Source organism: Aquimarina litoralis, from assembly GCF_019295435.1.
Lineage (GTDB): Bacteria > Bacteroidota > Bacteroidia > Flavobacteriales > Flavobacteriaceae > Aquimarina > Aquimarina litoralis_A.
Genome location: NZ_WEKL01000064.1, coordinates 1 through 19,086, shown reverse-complemented (window position 1 = coordinate 19,086; position 19,086 = coordinate 1). Strand labels below are relative to the sequence as shown.

The following is a 19,086-nucleotide window of genomic DNA, read 5'->3' as shown; positions in this document are numbered from 1 at the left end:
CATTACTGAGTATCATCCTCCTCTTCTGGTTCTTGAGTACTCTTACTGCCTGGATCTGGTCTTGATTTTCCGGATTCCGTATCATCTGGCATAAAAATTGACTTCTCTTCATCTGCATAGCTTGAAGATTGTACAATGGTTCCCTCTTGATTCTCTTTTTTTAAATTGTTTTCCATAATTATTTAGTTTTAGAAATTCATTTACAAATCTCCTTAACTCCCTAGTAGTATACAATAGTCAAAACTACTTGTTTTAATATCCTTAGAAATGAGGGTAAACACTACAAATCAAAAGAAAAACTTATTTTATCCTTACTTCTAAGGATACAAAAACGACAATTCTAACGATTGATTTCATTCTCCTTTTAACCAACCTTTGTATCACAAGCAAAGATTAAATTATGGGGAGAAAATGTTTCATTTCATTTAAAACTGAAGATAGTGCTTATAAGGATTTTATTCAAAATAATTTGGATATTGATATGATAGACAAATCATTAAATGAAGCCATAGATTCTGATAATGAAGATTACATAATGAGTAAAATCAGAAAAGAGTATCTATCGGATTCTACCGTTACAATTCATTTAATAGGTAAATACAGTGCAGAAAATAGAGGAAAAGAAGAACAGAGATATATTAAAAGAGAGCTTCAAGCATCTTTATATCATGGAAAAGGAGACACTCGAAGTGGGATCTTAGGAGTTGTATTACCGGAGATGGAATCTACAATTTATCGTGGTTCTTTCATATGTCCTAAATGTAGTTACTCTCATAATTATGTTGGTATAAATGATACTACAGTGATAAAAGAATTTAGTGCAAACTATTATATTCAAAACTCTATGAACACCAAATGTTCTTGGAGTGAAGAGGATAGGTACTGTGTACTAGTCAAATGGGATGACTTTCTAAATCATCCTGAGGGTTATATAGAATATGCTATCGAAAAAAGAAGTTCTGAAATAGCCAACAAAATAAAAGTATATCCATAATTTTTTTAATTGAATTAGTATGAAAATCCTAGTCATTGGTGGTTATCATGAAGATAACGAAACACTAAAAAAGCAATCAATTGAATTCACCAAAGTGTTAGGTAAAGAAATCATGGATCAAGGGCATATTTTGCTTAATGCTTGTATGACAGAATTTGATACTATAATTGCAGAAAGCGCTTCTCAATCCCTACATGAAGAAGAAATAGACAATAGAATAATTAGTTATATAGCTAAAGGAATTACTCCTTCTCATAAAATAGGAAGAATTCGAGATTCACAACTTGAAAACTGGGAGTTGGGAACTCCCAGCCTTAAAATTCCAGAACCTATTTTTTATGCCGATGTTGTAATTACCGTATGCGGTTCGGAAGGTGTTCAGAGAGCTGCAAATTGGGCTAGAATCGCAAGAAAACCTATTCTTCCTATCAAAAAGTTCAAAGGTGCCTCCGAACTCATCTATTTTGAGGAAAAAAATAACTTTTACCAAACCCATAATAGCAATATTAATCTTGATGAATTTGAAGACTTATCTCAAAGTTTAATAGAAGATCAAAAACTAGCACAAACTGTTGTGAATCTTGCAGAACGAATAAAAACTTCTAAAAATGCTTTTGTCATAATGCCTTTTGACGAAAACAGTGAGTTAGAAAACACTTTCGATTCCTTTGAAATCACTTGTTCACAATTTACTCCAGAATATAACTGTATTCGAATGGATAAGATAACGGACATCAAAAGAATAACTCCTGAAATGTTTAGTAACATAAAAAAAAGTGCATTTGTAATCGTAGATCTAACTTTGGAAAGACCAAATGTGTATTATGAGTTAGGATATGCAGATGCCTTAAATAAACCTATCATAGCTACCGCAAAGAAAGGTACCTCTATTCACTTTAATGCAAAGGACATACCAATATTATTTTGGGATTCTCAGAAGAAACTTCGTGAAGAACTATTTCAAAGAATCAACCAAATAGCCATTAATCAAGGGAGATGAAAATGGAAAGCATACTTAAATATATAGCTGGAGGTATTGTAATTAAAGGTTTGTATGATTTTTTTACAATTGAAACAAAGTCACCACAAAGAAGAATATTCATCAGTCATTCATGGGAAAGGGGATCTGAAGATTATCTCTCTCTAAAAAAAAAGTTAAAAGAACATAATGTTAAAATCTATGATCACTCAATTCCTAGTCATAAAGCTTTTGATGAAGATAAAAGAGAAGAATTAGAAAAAATATTTAGGAACCAGATGATCTACTGTAGTAAAATTCTGGTTATAGCAAATAGCGGAATAGATAAAAATTCTTTTGTGATGACTGAAATTAAAATTGCTAAAGAACTAAAGAAGGAAATAATTGCTATAAAACCCTATGGACAATATAGTATGCCAACTTTTATTAGAAATCATGCTACAAAAATCATTAGCAACAATATAAACTCCATAATAAAAGCATTACAACATGGCCACGAATAGAAAGGATTTAAACGAACAGTTTACTTCCAGAAATCTTTTTTTGAAAAAGGGAATAAAATGTGTTTTTATCTCATATCAAAACAATGACAAATCACAAGCTAAAAAGATTGCAGACTATCTCATAAATGCGGGTATAGATGTTTATTTTGATGAATATGACGATGACTTAAAATTATCTAATCAAAGTAATCATCCAGGACAAGTTACCAATGCATTAACAAAAGGCATTAATAATAGTTCTCATATGTTAGTGATTGTTTCTCCTACAACAATGAGATCTAACTGGGTGCCCTTTGAAATTGGGTATGGCTATGACAAGACTGATCTGGCAGTTTTAACGCTAAAAGGAATTCCAAAAAATACCATCCCTGACTATATCAAAACAGCAAAAATTATTAGAGACATATGGGATTTAAATTCTCTAACCAGTAAAATAAAGGAAGTAGATCAGGAAGTCTTAATACATGAAAATTCTATAAAGAGTTATAATAATCCAAATCACCCCCTTAACTCCTATATGGATAAATACACCACTTAATTTTTATACAAAGATGAAAAAAATATTAGCACTAGATGGAGGAGGGATTAGAGGGGTTCTCACACTTGGATATCTGGAAAAGATAGAAGAAACTATCCAAAAAAAAGAGAATAACCCTAATTTAAAATTATGTGAGTACTTTGATTTAATTGGAGGAACAAGTACCGGAGCCATAATTGCTGCTGGGCTTTCTATAGGAATGAAGACTTCAGAAATTAAAGATTTATATCTACATCTGGGAGATAAAATCTTTGGGAAGAAAAGGAGTTTTTTTAAAAATCCTTTTAAATGGTATAAAGCTGATTATGATTATAAGCCTTTAGAAGAAGAGCTCAAAAAAGTATTCAAAAACTATACTTTAGGTTCTGATGAAATAAAAACATCATTATGTATTATCACCAAGAGAATCGACACACTCAGTACCTGGCCTTTAACCAATCACCCTAATGCCAAATATTATGACCAGAACAAAGGTATCTTATTACACAAATTAATTAGGGCTAGTACCGCCGCTCCTACATACTTTCAACCACAAAAAATTAATGTTGGCGCTAATGAACTAGGAACTTTTATAGATGGTGGTGTTAGTTTGGCAAACAACCCTGCGTTACAGTTATTCCTATTAGCTACACTGAAAGGTTTTCCTTTTAAGTGGGAAACAGGAGTTGATAAATTAGCGATTTATTCTTTAGGAACCGGGACTTTTACCAAGCGATACAATTATGAAAAAATGCTAAAAAAAGGAAAGCTAGGTTGGGCAAAATTAATGCCGGAAATTTTTATGGAAGATGCCAATTATTTAAATCAAACCCTTTTGCAATATATGTCTCAGCCGCCATCAACTTCAAAACAAATCGACAGAGAAATTGGTGATTTGAGAAACGATAATTTAACCTCTAACCCCTTACTTCATTATATAAGATATAACGTACTGCTGGACGAAAACGAATTAAATGATCTGGGTTTTGCAAATTTAACGGCAAATCAAATTGATTCATTACGAGAAATGTCTGAATCCAAAAATAAGGAATTGCTATATGAAATTGGTGCAAAAGCTGCGGAGAGAGATGTAGTTGCAAGTGATTTTAGATAAAAGTTAATTCAAAATCAAATCTTTACCAATAATGAAGATTGTAAACCATATTTTTAAAACAATAGTAATATTCTTTCTAAGAGTACTTGCAATTATATCCTTTTTTTTATTTGCAGTAATAGCCCGTTTAGGATTTAAATCAGATTTATTAGAAATCGAAGAAAAAATACTACTTGGTTTCCTTGGGTTTTTACTCCTTCTAGTTGGGGGACTGTTTTTAAAAATAATTAAAAGATTAAAGCAATATACAAAAGATAACAAATTAGATAATAGAAGTCCAATTGTATACTTTAGGTCTTTTAAAGATGATAAGAAAACTTCACGGTCTCAAAATAATAAGTTATTTGTGAAGTTATTATCGCCACTTTTTGGTAGTATCAACAACTTAAACTCTGAAGAAGAACAATTGTCGCGTGCTTGCGGTGAGTTCGGTCCATTTATAGCTTTGAGTAATCCTAAAAAAGTGTTTCAAAACCTTGGTGCTACTAAGATTAAAACAGAAAATACTGAGTGGCAACAAAAAGTAATTGATTTAATAAACAAAGCTCAGCTAGTTATTATAAGAGTCGGGGTTACATCTGGTTTATGGTGGGAAGTAGACACAGTGCTCCAACGTAAAAATCCAGAAAACATTTTATTTCTTTTACCGAATGACCCAGAGTTATATTATGACTTTAAGGCAGAAATCGAGGAGAAAACTGAAGTAGTGTTACCCGAAAATTACAAGCCAAGAAATATATACTACCAGTCCTTTTCAGCTGTTTTAACATTTGATTCGCAATGGGAGTCTTCGATTCTCTATTCCAAAGAAAGAGTAAATTCTCTTCTTTCAAATGGAACTTCAAAAGACTTTAAGAAAATACTAAAACATGTTTTAGATACATCAAAAGATCATAATAGATTTAAACATGAACGCTCAACTCCTAAAAGGTCTTTTGCGGCAGAAATTAGATTAATAGGTCGCCTGCTATTTATCGTGTTAATAATTACAGCGATAATCACAGTCATATTTGAAGATCAGTACGGTACTGCAGAACTTGAATCCCCTAAAGTACTTATCACTTGGTTAAGTTGCTCAATAATATGGTATACATTTATAAAAGTTAGGGAAAAAATTAAATAATATCTATTCGATAAATTATCATGAAAAAATCCGTATTTGAACAAAAATTTGGAAGAGGAAAAGTAGGTTTTTTGATTCGAAAATTCGAAGAACGATCAGATAGAAATCAATTAGTAGAATCCGTAAAGGAATGTTTTGAAGAAAAGGGATTGAAAATTGTAGATGCTCTGGAATATACATTCAATATTCAATTATGGGATAATATTAAAATATATATGGAGCATTGTCATTTTGGAGTTGTTATTGTTGATGATTTGACTCCTAAAACAGACAATAGTTTTAATCCAAATACTTTCCTAGAAATAGGTTATTTATTAGCATTAGGGAAACCTATATTAATTTTGCTTCAAAACAAGTTAGAACATAAGCTGCCAACAAATGTCAAGGCATTCCTATATAAAACTTTTGACACACAAGATATTTATAATAAAAACATCAAGAATATAGTTTTTGAATGGATCGATAAATCTCAGGCTAAACCTGGTTACCTTTCTATATTTCTTAACAAGGACTACGCGGAATTAGATAAAATAAGCGAACTAAGAGAGTTTTTATCAGATCTTAAGTGTAATACAATTAGTGATAGAACAATAGAGCCCGATAGAGAAGAAGTAGAAGATCTAACATCTACATCAGGTTTTTTAAAAATTGAGTTTAAGGTAAGTGATTACAGGAACGCACTTAGATTCAAACAAGATTTTGATTCTGGTTACTATAAGCACGCAGAAGAGATGCAAAAACTCATACTCAAATTGGAAGTAAAAAAGTTCTCTGCATTAATAGAAGGAACTACACCTATTTCAATTATCCCTGTGAATGAAGAAGAGGTTATTTATTGTCCCAGGGTCTCCATTACTGGTTATGATAAAGAAATAGAATATGCTCAAGAGTTCTTTGAAAAAAAGAAACACATAACGTAAGCGAGATTGAAATAGTAATACTCAACCCTTTTAATAATGACGTCGGAGTTCTTTATGTATCTAATTACAAAAAATACGCTAATGCGCATCCTATAAAAATTTACCAAGGCAGAAAAGACAATATACCTTGTTATCCATTTACAGCTATAGATATTTTATTTCTCATAATTCATCGGTTTGTTATGACCGAACAAGCACTTAAAAATGATGAAGAACATAGAAATGAGTATTTAAAAGTTATTGACCTTCATATTGATAAGGTAAAATATATTATTGAAAAAAAAATTCCTATAGATGAAGGAATAGCTAGAAACATAAACTTTTTTAAACGTTGAAAATATCATGAAAAAAACTTGCTTTGTTATCATAGGGTATGGCATAAAAACAGATTTCGCAACTGGTAGAGATATTAACCTGGATAAAACATATAATAATATAATCAAACCTGTTTTTGACGAATTAGATATTGAGTGTTTTCGCTCATCAGATTTAAAACAAACAGGAGTTATTGATGTAAAGATGTACGAACATATTTTTAAAGCAGATTTTGTGGTAGCAGATATATCTACTTTAAATGCTAACGCCATTTATGAATTAGGTATTAGACATGCACTGAGACCCAATACCACTATTGTTATATCTGAAGATGATTTATTGAAAGAAAAAAGAATTCCTTTCGATATCAATCATGTTGCCATACATGCTTATGAACATTTTGGCAAAGGAATTGACTTTGAAGAGGTACTACGTTTTAAAACACATTTAAAAGAATTAGTAAGTCACATTTTAAAACATCCAGAAGAAAAACCAGATAGCCCAGTTTATACTTTCCTTCCCAAACTTACACCTCCGACTTTTACAGAAGAAGAGTATGAAGAATTGATTGAAAATATTGATTCATCCGAATCTATTTCAAATCTTGTTGAATTAGCAGAAAAGGAAAAAAATAATAAAAATCACCTTGAAGCCATCAATCTTTTATATGAAGCTTTAAACAATACATACAATAAACATGACACTTATATTATTCAGCGCTTAGCATTAAACACATATAAATCTGAAAGTCCCAATAAAATCGCTTCTTTATTCAAAGCGCTAGAAATATTACAAAAATTAAATCCCGAAGAAACCACAAATCCTGAGACTTTAGGACTTTTAGGTGCTATCAATAAACGGCTTTTTGAAACCCTAAAAACAGAAGAATACTTAAATCAGTCTTTGCATTTTTATGAAAGAGGTTATTATGTAAAGCAAGATTATTATAACGGTATTAATACTGCCTATCTATATATAACCAAAGCAGTATATAGTGTCGAATTAGAAGCAGATCAATTAACCATCTATGCAAATTATGGTCAGGCCATAAAAATATGGAAGGAAATTATTGATAAATGGGAGAAAATCTTACTAATTGAGGAGTTTGAAAAACGAGGAGATAAGGAATGGGTTTATTTAACTCTTGCCGAAGCTTATTTGGGAATCTCTAAAGAAGAAAAAGAACAAGAATATGTAACACTAGTTTCTGACTTGCCTGATACTGACTTTGCCATAAGCAGTTATAATGAACAAAAGATCAAACTAGTTGCTCTAATGGACAAAATAAAAACTGCTATCAAAAATTAAAAATAATTGTATATGAAATATTTAATAACTATTACATTTTTAGTGAGTCATTTATTTTTGTTTTCACAAGACTGTCAAAAATCACTCACATCATCTGTTAAATATGAAATTAATGGCCACCAGTATTTATTAACCCCAAATATTCGAGATGATGAATTCAGTACATTTTTCCTGCAATCCAAAACCTTTACAGGAGCTAGACAATTTAGTATGATCAAAGCCGATGATCAAGATGAACATGATTTACTTTTAAAACCTCTAAACAAGGAACATCAATTTTTTCTAGGTTTTGATGAATGTCAGATTGAGTGTGGTGGTGTCTATCGATTTAAAAGAATAACTATTTATGAAGGTAAGAATTTAATTTATCGTGGATCTGGAGAATTTATAGACTGTGACTGATGAATTATGTAGACCTTTTTTTAAATTCCATCAACCGAAGAAATTTTGATGAATGGAACAATATTACAAAAATAGATATTGAGCTGAATTTTTATGGTAATAAAATCCCCTTAGATAAAGTTAATGCCATTATTTCATCAATTAGACTTAACCAATTAAAAATTGTAAATGCAGCATTTGAAAATGTAGACACAAGTAAAGTCGATTTTTATGCTACAAAATTTATTAATTGTATATTCAAAGATTGCTGGTTTGAAGAGACTTCTTTTGAGTCTACAACTTTTGAAAATTGCAAGTTAATAGGAGGGGGATTCAGTGAACTAGATTTCAAATCCGTTGACAGAAACAACATTCTAACTTTTAAAACATGTAATTTTAATAAGAGTACATTTTGTAAATCAACCAAAATTGAAAGTGTTGATTTCGAGGGGTCATCTTTTGTCAAAACTACTTTTTCAGCCTGTAATTTATCAAATTCGAAGTTTTATGGAACCAACGTTTGGGATATTACTATTGATAATACAACCAAGCAAAACAATTTGATTATTCATGATACAAGAGGATTATTGACTAATCGAATTATAGTATGTGATATAGAAGTTGCACACATCATAAATTTGTTATGCTCTAATGATAAGTTTTCTAATCTTACTTCAGAGTCACAATCAAAGTTCATTCTTATCCTAGGAAGATTTGGAGTGAACAAAGAAAATTTAGAAAAGCTCAAGGATAAGATAATACAAGACACTAATTATTCTCCAATTGTTTTCGATTGGAATAACGATAAATCAAACCTTGATTTTATTGAAACTATTGTTTTTTTATCAGGTTTTGCAAAGTTTATTGTAGCTGATATTTCTAACCCCAAATCAGTTCCCGCAGAGCTTCAGGCAATCTTATCGAATATTATGCTTCCTGTATTTCCAATAATGCACGAATCTGATAGTGAATATGCCGTTTTTACATCAATTAAAAAATATCAATGGGTTTATAATCTAATTGTCTATGATAACTTTGAGAAGATTATTGACAAATTTGAGAAAGCCATATTATATCCTGCTGAAAAAATGTGCAAGGATATTACTGAAGCTAAACGTACGTTTGATAGCAAAAAAATTGATGATATCATATAAGATCGAAGGCTCTAATATCAATGTTCTCAACTCCTCAAAACCAACTATAAAAATATCATTAGTTCCAATGTTTTCTTGATGAACATTTTTAGGGAAGTCTACATTTTTAGGGAAAGCTACAAAGGCTACAGTAGCACTTCCTCTCAGAAATATGCAAGAAAATACGGATGTACATCTATTGAGTAAAGCTCTAATGATTGCTATTGGGGAAATAAAGATATCATTATTTCTAAAGAAAATATGCTATTGTGTCTATGATTTCTTGCTTAGCAAATAAATTAAATGAAAATTAAGAACAGGCTTTCACTTCAAATAGCGAAATACCAAATGTGCTCGAAAAAATATTAAAACAATGTAATTACAGAGGTTACTTCTATTTCTAAAAAAACTACTCTAAAATTTAGATTAATAGTAATTAAATAATTTAAAAAACTTATCGGACGTTTTAGTTTTTCCTTCGCTTTTCATTTAAACCTTTAAGTCTCTCTAGCACCCAAGATATAGCTGACCAAAAAAAAGAGGCTAACAAAGGAAAAAATATAACTTTTAATATTATCCATGATTGACCCCATTGGGTTATTAAAACTAATATAAGAGTTAAAAAAAAGAACATTATTATTGAAGCATTCGCAAACTGTTGCATCTTACACAATAAATTTGATCTATTTTCTCTACTCCTAATATATTTATATATCGCTTTTAGAGATAGTGATCTAGAGATAGAATAGACAACAAGAAATTCATATAATAATTTAGAATAATTTACTTTTTCCAATTCAAATTTTGGAGTTGACCAATCAGGAATACTTTTTAACTTAGATATAAAATTCTTCAAATTCCCATTGAAATTAGATGGTATACCTAATCTGTATAGGCTCTCTTTAATATTGGGTTCATCCAAGCAACCTTTTAAGGAACTATATTTACTAATCTTTAATTCCTTATTAAGCATGAATAACTGTCCATTGCTGTTATACTTTGGTAAATGAATATTCTTTCTTATCCAAAGTATTGATGCATTTCTATCCCATTTTCTTTTTATAGCGTTATATCCTCTTTCGTGCGCTGTTGGAGGCATTATGAACACTAATTTATTCAATTTATCATGATCAACTATCTTTTGGAACTCATCCAAAAAACCAGGCGTTTTTCCAGGAAAAGCAACAATCAACCACGATGTTTCGAGGGCTGCCTCAAAAACTTCTCTCCAATTATTTTCTATTGTAGGTATGTATATAGCGTAATTTCCTACCCCCCAATTTTCCGATCTTTTGCCCAAAAGTATTGGAGTTCCAAAGGAAAATAATGAACGTGTCAAGTAAAAGAATATATGTTCCTGATATAATTCCGGAGCCAAATCAAACCATGAAACTGGATTAGTATATTTGAAAACTGGTTCTTCTATCTTGTTACCGTAAACAAATTCATAATCCTTAAACGAGCGCAGTAGTAAAATAAATTTGCGATTTGGATCTATTTTATCATACCAGAAATCGCTTTGTGTTCGATTTTGAGAATCATGCATATGCTGCGTAAAGGCAGCAAATAGAAATCCTTTAATTCCCCAAATAAGCGAAAAAATATATAACCCACTTATTATAATGCAAAATATGAAAGTGTAAATTAGCAGTTCTGAGTCTTTAGGAAATAAGTCATATCCAAAAAAGTATATGTAAAAAGTACCAAAAATTAATGTAAGACGAGGTGTAACATAAAGAATTGTGCTCCAAAAAAAATTCTTCTTATGTCCTAAATTTTCACATTTACTTATCTTCATAATTCAAATTTAAAACTAGACATCTTTTGCTTTATTCTTTATTTCAACAAATTTGACAATTGAAAATTATTCTAAATCAAACATAAATAGAATAGAAACTCCATGCTCTTAGCTTATTAAGAATTGAATCTAACTTTTTTGTTTATAAATAGTTGCGAGTGTTAACTCTTAGCTTTGCTAGTACACACCAAACTGAATGTCTACTAGGATCTGTAGCTGTAGGTAAAGAGCAATTACCAATAGTTATTGTTGGTTACGGTTTAATTTTATTATTCACTCTAACTATTCTAAATCCAACATCTTTTAACTCTCTGTGAGGTTCCAATTTCCCTCTATTGGATGAAGAACAAAACTTTGCTTCGCTCTTATAAGCTCCCCCTCTTTGAACCTTTGTCTTTCCATTATTAGCTCCATAATAATTGATTTGACTTATGTTCTCATAATCCGAAAAATAATCTAAGCACCATTCATAAACATTTCCATGCATATCATAGAATCCCATATTATTAGGCTTTTTTGTTTTTACGGGTTGTAATTTATTAAATGAGTTATCTCTATACCATCCAATTTCATTCAAGATATTTTCTTCATTTCCAGAAAAGAACCGAGATCTCTTGTCATATTGGCCTCGACAAGCCAATTCCCATTCCGCCTCGGTTGGTAGCCGTGCGCCATAAAAAAGGGCTACTGTATAAGCTTCAAACCAAGAAACTTCTGAGATCGGAACTTCTGAAGGTGCTTCAATATTTTCATTAAAATAACGATATAATTTTCGCGTCACTTCATGAGAAAGCATTTCAAATTCATTTACTGTTACTAAGTGCAAAGGAATCTCATTCTGTTCTTCAGGTAATCCTTCAAGTTTTATATCACAACCCATCAAAAATGTCCTTTTTTCTACTTTAATCCATTCTAGTTGTTCTGATATTTTCTTTATTTCAATTTGATTTTTACCTATTAATTCAAACAACCTTTTCTGAAGAGCTAACCTAGTATTAAAATACACTTCACTGTTCTGGTGATCCCAATACGCTAAATCTAAGCTAGCCGCTAAAACACCAATACTTTGTTTTTCATCAACTGACTCCAAAATATATTCGATTATATTTGATAGAATATTTGGGTCTTTAACATTTTGTAGAAATTGATACCATCCCTTCATAAAAGACTCACATTTTACCGAATTATTTTCTCTCGATTTAATTAATTGCCATATTTGATCTGGTGAATACTTCTTTTTAGTTATCCAGATTTGTTCTAATTCCTTGGGTAATACTCCCTTCGACAAAAAATAAACGCCATTTAAAAAATCAATATCATTTCCTGATACTATCATGGATTCCAAATTTCTTTTTACTCTTTGGTTTTCATTATGTAAAAGACTGAAAACAATACTTGTGAAAATAATTGTTATAGATATAAGTACAATAGAATATAGCTTCTTAGCATTTTTTAGTTTTTCTTTAAACCAAATTGGTTGAATATCACTCGTTTTTATTCCGATTAAATCAGCAGCCAATCTGAGTTTTTCATTTTCTAGATCACGAGTATCCTCAACTTGAGTTTTTTTCATCCTAAACTGTCTGAAATCATACCAGGATTTCTCCTGAAACGAATGATCAATGAACCATTTGTTAAATTGATAATCTCTTTTCATTACAGGGTCAGTAATTCCTATTCGTACTTTTTGAATCCCTCTATTTTGAATAAACCATTCAACTTCTTTATGAACCCATTCAGATTCCATTGCATGGGAAGAACATAAAATTAACAATTCATTTGATTTCAATAAATTTTCAAAAATTAGTTCATCCGTGTTTTTTGGTAATTCATTGGCTAATTGTGAGAAGTCAGATGCGTCAAGACAAATCTCTAATCTTGGTAGACGAATATTTCCAGAAGTCTTAATTGAGTGTAAACCTTCTAAAAAGCCTTCTAGAGAAAGTGCCAGTTGATGATCTGGATCGGTCGAATAACTTATGAAAAGATTGAATTTCAAATATTAACAACTTTTAAGGATAATTAATCAAAAAATTGGAAAATTGTGGTCAACTTACCTTCTATTGCGCCGTAGCATCCCACAGGGCAATATGCAATATAGCATTGTTAAGGCTCTAGTTTTAAATTGCACCGTATCCTTTCAATAACTTTAGTAGCTTTTCTAACTTTTCAGGATCCATTGACGGATCAATATCAATGTTAACATTCACATTTGATGCACCTTGCTTTTTGGTTGAGTAAATTGTCCGGGTTAGATTAGTTTGTTGAGGATTCTTGTCCTGCAATGATTCATTGCCATTTGCATCTTTTTCAGACTCTGATGGTTCATCTTCTAACTCAATTACCGAATTTGCTTTAGATATTTGAACTTTGTCACCTTCGACTTCAATCGCTAGGCCTGAGAAAACTAATGATGCAACAAAAACATCTACGCATTCATCTCCTAGATCGGGGTGAACCTCTAAAGCTAGTGCCTGCTGCTTAAGCTTTGGTTTACTTACTATTTCATTGTGAAAAGTATCAAATAATGATTTGAAAATCGTTGGAGATAGACAGGCTTTCTTTAAGTACACTTTTATTTCTTCTGGGGTTGCAGAATTAAATCTGTTTCGCTAATTCTGATGCAGAATAAGCTTTAGAATCACCTTCTATTAATCCATATTGCTTTGTTCCTGACAACCTCTGACCACCAAGCCAGGTGTTGCTGTCAAAAACTCCAGGAAGAATTACTTTTTTAGGCTGGGGTCCTGTATGTGTTTTAGAGACCAGTCTTTTAGAGTATTCTATTGCTTTCTCTAAATTCAGTTTTGGGTATCGTTTGCCTCCTTTGGCACCACGAGATGAGCTATTATTTGCCATTTTTTATTGCTTTAATTAGTTCTTGAAGACCTTGTTTGTAGTGTTTTGTGAAGTCTGCATACTTTTTGTCTTTAATAAGAAGTGGGAATGTACATTCAGACAATTTGATTGGAAGAACCTTAACCTTCTTTTCTTCAATCTCGTCAATCAAGGCTGAATTTAACTCCCTTTCAACCCATTCTGACTTAACAGAATTATCACTCATAGCTATCACAAAATAGTCGGACTCTGCCAGCCCTTGATTTATTGCCTTGTTTATTGAATCTCCAACGTTAATTTGTTGTTCATCAAGCCATACTAAAATCCCTTCACTTGTCAAATCAGCTGTTAATTGTCGTATAAAAGATTTGTCTTTTGAGCTATGCGAAAGAAAGACTACTTTTTGGTCGGAATCATCCTGATGCCTTGACTCTTTATGTTTTAGACCTTCGTCTGCGAAATCATCTATTTGTAAATCCATTGATAACGTATTTAACTTAGTTGCCCATTTTATTAATGGATCAATAGAGGATTTATCATAGTTTTCAATCTTTTGAACAGTCGCAGCTTTTCTTAATGCATCTTCAAGGATCTCCCCCACTTTTAAAAACTGCCTTAAACTAGAAATTAATGGCATTCTGAAAATCGCTTCTTTTAGAACTACCTCTTTTTGTTCTTTTGATCCCTTGTATGGATAAGGTATGGTAAGAACGAAGTATCCAGATGTTACTTCTTTAACTATTCCAATCTGTACGCAGTTTTTTAGCACCTTTCCTGCTGTCCTTGGATCGATTCCAGAAAACTGAGCGATTTGCTTCATGTCTGGTTCATCTAGCCAAGAAAGGGCATCTAATACTTCGTATACTGAATCAATTTTTATAGATTCAAATCGAACACTACATTTATTTTCTTTCTTCGCCATATTTCAACTTGTGCCTAGCAAAAGAATAAGGGACATATCCTTTATTCCATCTATATCTTATGTATCAAGCATTTTCAAAGAGCTTTTATGTATTCAAGAGAAGCTTAGGCATAATTTGTAGCATTTAAATTATATACTACAAATTTGCTGTATAAAAAGGTTTCATAAAACATCAGAACTACTGATTTTATGAATCAAGTTATATCATCAGAATTAAGGATATAGAAAAATATAGATTCCTATTGTTCATTGTATTATTTAATGAATCAGCTTAAATTTCTATGAAAATCAAAACTCGACAGTTTATGTTCTTTGACCTTTTTAAGGTAGGTTAATTTATTTGAATTCATTTTTTAGATTTTTTTTCCTTAAAAGAATTATGATTTCTAGACAGTTACAAAAAAACTTAAAACCTTTTTAGGTTTTCCAACCGAAGGTCGCAACTATTAAAACATCTTTTCAAAAAGAGAAAAACAAAACAATTTACTGATATACAAATCATTAACAAAACATCTGTTAATAAACCCAAATTAAATAGTGGAGAAAATTATGGATTACTAAGAGTTAAAAAATTGGAAAAACAGGACTTTAACACAGGACTTTTTGCTAAAAAGTCCTGTGTTTTCGTGAAGCTTTACAAAAGAAAAAACATCTATAAAAAAATAACCTTCTGAAATTCAGAAGGTTATTTCTAGTAGCGGGAGCAGGACTCGAACCTGCGACCTTCGGGTTATGAGCCCGACGAGCTGCCTACTGCTCTATCCCGCGATATATATTTTTAATTGTTATGAAGTTAGGCAACTTCATAAATCACTTTTTCAATACTGTTTCCAATTCTTGCGCTGAGCTTGTCGAAGCGTCCCGCGATATTGGACGGCAAATATACAACCTTTTTTAGCTTTACAAAGGATATTTACGAAAAAGTAACATTTTTTTTACAGCATTTTTTCTTACACCTTGATTCTAAATCAAATACCAAAACAAAAAATATTGGTTTTTTTCAAAATCCATATCTTTTTTATCAAATCATCTAAAATTTAAGCGAATTTTGAGATATGCTTAAAACTACTCCATACTTTGCCATTTTATTAGTGCATATCTTCCATAACTCGTAAATTTACCTCCTTTTTAACATTTTAATAACAAGATGCGAAATGCATCATCAGTATTGCAGAAAAGATCATAAAAATGAGTAAGACATTATTTGATAAGGTATGGGATTCCCATGTAGTTCGTAAAATAGAAAATGGACCCGATGTATTTTTTATTGATCGCCATTTTATTCACGAAGTAACAAGCCCAGTAGCTTTTTTAGGATTAAAAAGCAGAGGAAATACCGTTTTATATCCAGAACGTACTTTTGCAACAGCAGATCATAATACACCAACTATTAACCAACATTTACCCGTAGAAGATCCACTCTCTGCAAATCAGCTAAAAGCTTTAGAAGAGAATGCTGCCGAATGGGGAATTTCACATTGGGGATTAGGACATAAAAAGAATGGGATTGTACATGTAGTAGGTCCGGAAAATGGAATTACATTACCAGGTGCCACAATTGTATGTGGAGATTCTCACACTTCTACGCACGGTGCTTTCGGTGCCATTGCTTTTGGAATTGGAACTTCTGAAGTTGAAATGGTACTTTCTTCGCAATGTATTATGCAACCCAAGCCTAAAAAAATGCGCATCAATGTCAATGGTGAACTTGGTTTTGGAGTCACGCCAAAAGATGTTGCCTTATATATTATTTCTCAATTAACAACTTCTGGTGCGACAGGATATTTTGTAGAATATGCCGGTGATGTATTTAGAAATATGACGATAGAAGGTCGTATGACCGTTTGTAATCTTAGTATAGAAATGGGTGCAAGAGGAGGAATGATCGCTCCTGATGACAAAACATTTAAATATATAAAGGATAAACCACTTGCTCCAAAAGGTGAGGCTTGGGATAAAGCCATGGAGTATTGGAACAAACTGTATACAGATCAAGATGCTGTCTTTGATAAAGAATTGACTTTTAACGGTGCTGATATAGAGCCTATGATTACCTATGGCACTAATCCAGGAATGGGAATTGGCATTACCAATCATATCCCTGATGCCTCTGCTGTAGAAGGTGGTGTGGCTACCTATAAAAAGTCTTTAGGATATATGGATTTCAATGAAGGTGATGCGATGATTGGTAAACCTGTAGATTACGTATTCTTAGGAAGTTGCACTAATGGAAGAATAGAAGATTTTAGAGCGTTTGCTTCCATCGTAAAAGGAAAAAAGAAAGCAGAAAATATTACCGCTTGGTTAGTTCCAGGATCACATGAAGTGGAAGATCTCATCAAAGAAGAAGGCTTGTTAGATATCATCACCGAAGCAGGATTTACATTAAGAGAACCTGGATGTTCGGCTTGTTTAGCAATGAATGCCGATAAAATTCCAGCAGGAAAACTTGCCGTAAGTACTTCTAATAGAAATTTTGAAGGACGACAAGGACCTGGATCGAGAACCTTATTGGCAAGTCCATTAGTAGCAGCCGCAACAGCAGTTACTGGAGTTGTAACCGATCCAAGAACACTTTTAAAAGAAAAAATAGTAGCATAAACCGAATTCAAGATTCGAATTCTTAATTGATAATTCGTAATTAAAATGGCATACGACAAATTCAACATACTAACATCTACAGCAGTTCCTCTACCGATAGAAAATGTAGATACTGATCAGATCATACCAGCTCGATTCTTAAAAGCAACAGAACGTAAAGGTTTTGGAGATAATTTATTTAGAGACTGGAGATATCATAATGATAATACACCCAAAGAAGATTTTGTATTAAACAATCCAACCTATAGTGGTAAAATACTTGTTGGTGGTAAAAACTTCGGTTCAGGATCTTCTAGAGAACATGCTGCTTGGGCGGTTTATGACTACGGATTTAGATGTGTAGTTTCAAGCTTTTTTGCTGATATTTTTAGAGGAAATTGCCTAAATATTGGAGTATTACCAGTTCAGGTAAGTCCAGAATTTTTAGAGCAAATTTTTGCTGCCATCGAAGCAGATCCAAAAACTGAAATAGTGGTAAGTTTACCAGAGCAAACCATCACCATCAAAGCTACTGGAGCATCGGAATCCTTTGAGATCAATAGCTATAAAAAGGAGAATATGCTTAATGGATATGATGATATCGATTATCTAACGAAAATGAAGTCAGAGATTCAGGAATTTGCCGCAGCACGTCCTTTCTAAATAAAATTTGGGCGTTCGAGCGGGCTATACGCTATATCTTTTTTACTTGTTCTAGAAAAAATCTCAATATAAAATTGGGCTTCTCGACCAAAAGTAAAAAAGGATGCCGCTGCTATCCCTAACGCAAAAGATGCTGAATATGAGTAAACGATCAATCGAAATCATGGATACTACCCTCAGAGATGGAGAACAAACCTCTGGGATATCCTTTTCTGCTTCAGAAAAACTGACCATTGCGCGCCTTTTGATCGAAGAATTAAAAGTAGATCGCATAGAAGTTGCCTCTGCCAGAGTATCAAAAGGAGAGTTTGACGCCGTAAAGAATATTATTGATTGGGCAACAGATAATGGATATATTGATCAAGTAGAAATATTAACCTTTGTAGATGGTGGCAAATCCATTCAATGGATGAAAGACACAGGAGCCAAAGTACAAAACCTACTTACCAAAGGTTCTTTAAACCACCTTACCTATCAATTAAAAAAAACGCCTGAAGAGCATTTTAATGATATTGCAAAGGTTTTTGAAGAATCTATTCCAGAAGGAATCACAACCAATGTATATTTAGAAGATTGGAGCAATGGTATGCGCAATTCTCCTGAATATGTATATCAGTTTTTAGACTTTTTGTCTACGCAACCCGTAAAAAGAGTTTTATTACCAGATACACTAGGAGTTCTGATTCCATCAGAAACAAACACCTATTTATCCGCTTTGCGAAATAAATATCCGGATTTACATTTCGACTTTCATGCGCATAACGATTATGATTTAGGAGTTGCCAATGCCATCGAAGGCGTGAAAGCTGGAGTAAATGGTCTACATCTTACCATGAACGGTATGGGAGAAAGAGCTGGAAATGCTCCACTGGCAAGTGTAGTCGCAGTGATCAACGATTACCTCCCAGATATACATATCAATGTAAATGAATTAGCTTTATATAAGGTAAGTAAACTAGTAGAAACCTTTTCCGGATTCAAAATACCTGCTAATAAAC

19 protein-coding genes, 1 tRNA gene and 1 pseudogene are annotated in these 19,086 nt (G+C 32.1%); 14 read left to right on the top strand and 7 right to left on the bottom strand.

All coding sequences use genetic code 11. From position 1 onward, the window contains the following. Nucleotides 1-2: 2 nt before the first annotated feature. The gene (locus tag GBO31_RS21795) at nt 3-176 is read right to left on the bottom strand and encodes a hypothetical protein (RefSeq protein ID WP_219010670.1); all 174 of its coding nucleotides are present in this window, start codon (nt 174-176) and stop codon (nt 3-5) included. Nucleotides 177-400: 224 nt separating this feature from the next. On the opposite strand from GBO31_RS21795, the gene GBO31_RS21790 reads away from it, so the two are divergent. The 11 genes from GBO31_RS21790 (at nt 401) to GBO31_RS21740 (ending at nt 9,308) form a co-directional block, all read left to right on the top strand. Beyond that, nucleotides 401-994 carry a TIR domain-containing protein gene (locus GBO31_RS21790; protein WP_219010669.1) on the top strand — a complete coding sequence of 198 codons (594 nt, stop codon included), beginning with the start codon at nt 401-403 and terminating at the stop codon, nt 992-994. Between the two features lie 19 nt (nt 995-1,013). Then, complete coding sequence (locus tag GBO31_RS21785; protein WP_219010667.1) at nt 1,014-1,994, top strand: nucleoside 2-deoxyribosyltransferase; 981 nt, start codon at nt 1,014-1,016, stop codon at nt 1,992-1,994. 2 nt (nt 1,995-1,996) lie between these two features. Beyond that, a complete protein-coding gene (locus tag GBO31_RS21780) occupies nt 1,997-2,476 on the top strand; it encodes a TIR domain-containing protein (RefSeq protein WP_219010665.1) in 480 nt (159 codons plus the stop codon). Next, entirely contained in the window at nt 2,463-3,014 is a 552-nt protein-coding gene (locus tag GBO31_RS21775) for a toll/interleukin-1 receptor domain-containing protein (RefSeq protein WP_219010663.1), read from the top strand. The genes GBO31_RS21780 and GBO31_RS21775 overlap by 14 nt, the downstream gene beginning before the upstream one ends. A gap of 13 nt (nt 3,015-3,027) precedes the next feature. Next, a complete protein-coding gene (locus GBO31_RS21770) occupies nt 3,028-4,107 on the top strand; it encodes a patatin-like phospholipase family protein (protein WP_219010661.1) in 1,080 nt (359 codons plus the stop codon). A 31-nt stretch (nt 4,108-4,138) separates the two neighbouring features. Continuing rightward, nucleotides 4,139-5,230 carry a hypothetical protein gene (locus GBO31_RS21765; protein WP_219010659.1) on the top strand — a complete coding sequence of 364 codons (1,092 nt, stop codon included), beginning with the start codon at nt 4,139-4,141 and terminating at the stop codon, nt 5,228-5,230. Between the two features lie 20 nt (nt 5,231-5,250). Further along, the gene (locus tag GBO31_RS21760; RefSeq protein ID WP_219010657.1) at nt 5,251-6,150 is read left to right on the top strand and encodes a hypothetical protein; all 900 of its coding nucleotides are present in this window, start codon (nt 5,251-5,253) and stop codon (nt 6,148-6,150) included. A 182-nt stretch (nt 6,151-6,332) separates the two neighbouring features. Further along, nucleotides 6,333-6,485 carry a hypothetical protein gene (locus GBO31_RS21755; protein WP_219010656.1) on the top strand — a complete coding sequence of 51 codons (153 nt, stop codon included), beginning with the start codon at nt 6,333-6,335 and terminating at the stop codon, nt 6,483-6,485. Nucleotides 6,486-6,492: 7 nt separating this feature from the next. Continuing rightward, the gene (locus GBO31_RS21750; protein WP_219010652.1) at nt 6,493-7,773 is read left to right on the top strand and encodes a TRAFs-binding domain-containing protein; all 1,281 of its coding nucleotides are present in this window, start codon (nt 6,493-6,495) and stop codon (nt 7,771-7,773) included. Between the two features lie 12 nt (nt 7,774-7,785). Further along, nucleotides 7,786-8,175: a hypothetical protein gene (locus GBO31_RS21745; RefSeq protein ID WP_219010651.1), complete on the top strand. Its 390-nt coding sequence runs from the start codon at nt 7,786-7,788 to the stop codon at nt 8,173-8,175. Beyond that, nucleotides 8,175-9,308 carry a pentapeptide repeat-containing protein gene (locus GBO31_RS21740; RefSeq protein ID WP_219010650.1) on the top strand — a complete coding sequence of 378 codons (1,134 nt, stop codon included), beginning with the start codon at nt 8,175-8,177 and terminating at the stop codon, nt 9,306-9,308. Before GBO31_RS21745 ends, GBO31_RS21740 begins: the two co-directional genes overlap by 1 nt. A gap of 445 nt (nt 9,309-9,753) precedes the next feature. On the opposite strand, the gene GBO31_RS21735 is transcribed toward GBO31_RS21740, so the two are convergent. From GBO31_RS21735 to GBO31_RS21710, 6 genes are all read right to left on the bottom strand, one after another. Beyond that, nucleotides 9,754-11,085, bottom strand: a complete 1,332-nt coding sequence (locus tag GBO31_RS21735) for a hypothetical protein (protein WP_219010649.1) — start codon at nt 11,083-11,085, stop codon at nt 9,754-9,756. Nucleotides 11,086-11,338: 253 nt separating this feature from the next. Next, nucleotides 11,339-13,084, bottom strand: coding sequence for a formylglycine-generating enzyme family protein (locus GBO31_RS21730; RefSeq protein WP_219010647.1), 1,746 nt, complete (start codon nt 13,082-13,084; stop codon nt 11,339-11,341). Between the two features lie 121 nt (nt 13,085-13,205). Further along, nucleotides 13,206-13,658: a hypothetical protein gene (locus GBO31_RS21725; RefSeq protein WP_219010645.1), complete on the bottom strand. Its 453-nt coding sequence runs from the start codon at nt 13,656-13,658 to the stop codon at nt 13,206-13,208. A gap of 25 nt (nt 13,659-13,683) precedes the next feature. Next, nucleotides 13,684-13,944 (bottom strand): hypothetical protein, encoded by a 261-nt coding sequence (locus GBO31_RS21720; protein ID WP_219010643.1) that lies wholly within the window; start codon nt 13,942-13,944, stop codon nt 13,684-13,686. Continuing rightward, nucleotides 13,934-14,845 carry a toll/interleukin-1 receptor domain-containing protein gene (locus tag GBO31_RS21715; protein ID WP_219010642.1) on the bottom strand — a complete coding sequence of 304 codons (912 nt, stop codon included), beginning with the start codon at nt 14,843-14,845 and terminating at the stop codon, nt 13,934-13,936. The genes GBO31_RS21720 and GBO31_RS21715 overlap by 11 nt, the downstream gene beginning before the upstream one ends. 695 nt (nt 14,846-15,540) lie before the next feature. After that, nucleotides 15,541-15,613: transfer RNA gene (locus GBO31_RS21710), tRNA-Met, on the bottom strand. A gap of 420 nt (nt 15,614-16,033) precedes the next feature. On the opposite strand from GBO31_RS21710, the gene leuC reads away from it, so the two are divergent. From leuC to GBO31_RS21695, 3 genes and pseudogenes are all read left to right on the top strand, one after another. After that, nucleotides 16,034-17,446: a 3-isopropylmalate dehydratase large subunit gene (gene leuC, locus GBO31_RS21705; protein WP_219010640.1), complete on the top strand. Its 1,413-nt coding sequence runs from the start codon at nt 16,034-16,036 to the stop codon at nt 17,444-17,446. Between the two features lie 45 nt (nt 17,447-17,491). After that, a complete protein-coding gene (gene leuD / locus GBO31_RS21700) occupies nt 17,492-18,088 on the top strand; it encodes a 3-isopropylmalate dehydratase small subunit (RefSeq protein ID WP_219010638.1) in 597 nt (198 codons plus the stop codon). A 139-nt stretch (nt 18,089-18,227) separates the two neighbouring features. After that, nucleotides 18,228-19,086: pseudogene (locus tag GBO31_RS21695) on the top strand (2-isopropylmalate synthase); the annotation flags it as partial.

Coding starts and splice junctions, on each gene's coding strand:
- GBO31_RS21735 (WP_219010649.1), bottom strand. CDS start 11,085: ATGAAGATAAGTAAATGTGAAAATTTAGGACATAAGAAGAATTTTTTT.
- GBO31_RS21780 (WP_219010665.1), top strand. CDS start 1,997: ATGGAAAGCATACTTAAATATATAGCTGGAGGTATTGTAATTAAAGGT.
- GBO31_RS21775 (WP_219010663.1), top strand. CDS start 2,463: ATGGCCACGAATAGAAAGGATTTAAACGAACAGTTTACTTCCAGAAAT.
- GBO31_RS21790 (WP_219010669.1), top strand. CDS start 401: ATGGGGAGAAAATGTTTCATTTCATTTAAAACTGAAGATAGTGCTTAT.
- GBO31_RS21750 (WP_219010652.1), top strand. CDS start 6,493: ATGAAAAAAACTTGCTTTGTTATCATAGGGTATGGCATAAAAACAGAT.
- GBO31_RS21745 (WP_219010651.1), top strand. CDS start 7,786: ATGAAATATTTAATAACTATTACATTTTTAGTGAGTCATTTATTTTTG.
- GBO31_RS21740 (WP_219010650.1), top strand. CDS start 8,175: ATGAATTATGTAGACCTTTTTTTAAATTCCATCAACCGAAGAAATTTT.
- GBO31_RS21770 (WP_219010661.1), top strand. CDS start 3,028: ATGAAAAAAATATTAGCACTAGATGGAGGAGGGATTAGAGGGGTTCTC.
- GBO31_RS21720 (WP_219010643.1), bottom strand. CDS start 13,944: ATGGCAAATAATAGCTCATCTCGTGGTGCCAAAGGAGGCAAACGATAC.
- GBO31_RS21785 (WP_219010667.1), top strand. CDS start 1,014: ATGAAAATCCTAGTCATTGGTGGTTATCATGAAGATAACGAAACACTA.
- leuD (WP_219010638.1), top strand. CDS start 17,492: ATGGCATACGACAAATTCAACATACTAACATCTACAGCAGTTCCTCTA.
- GBO31_RS21715 (WP_219010642.1), bottom strand. CDS start 14,845: ATGGCGAAGAAAGAAAATAAATGTAGTGTTCGATTTGAATCTATAAAA.
- GBO31_RS21760 (WP_219010657.1), top strand. CDS start 5,251: ATGAAAAAATCCGTATTTGAACAAAAATTTGGAAGAGGAAAAGTAGGT.
- leuC (WP_219010640.1), top strand. CDS start 16,034: ATGAGTAAGACATTATTTGATAAGGTATGGGATTCCCATGTAGTTCGT.
- GBO31_RS21755 (WP_219010656.1), top strand. CDS start 6,333: ATGACCGAACAAGCACTTAAAAATGATGAAGAACATAGAAATGAGTAT.
- GBO31_RS21765 (WP_219010659.1), top strand. CDS start 4,139: ATGAAGATTGTAAACCATATTTTTAAAACAATAGTAATATTCTTTCTA.
- GBO31_RS21795 (WP_219010670.1), bottom strand. CDS start 176: ATGGAAAACAATTTAAAAAAAGAGAATCAAGAGGGAACCATTGTACAA.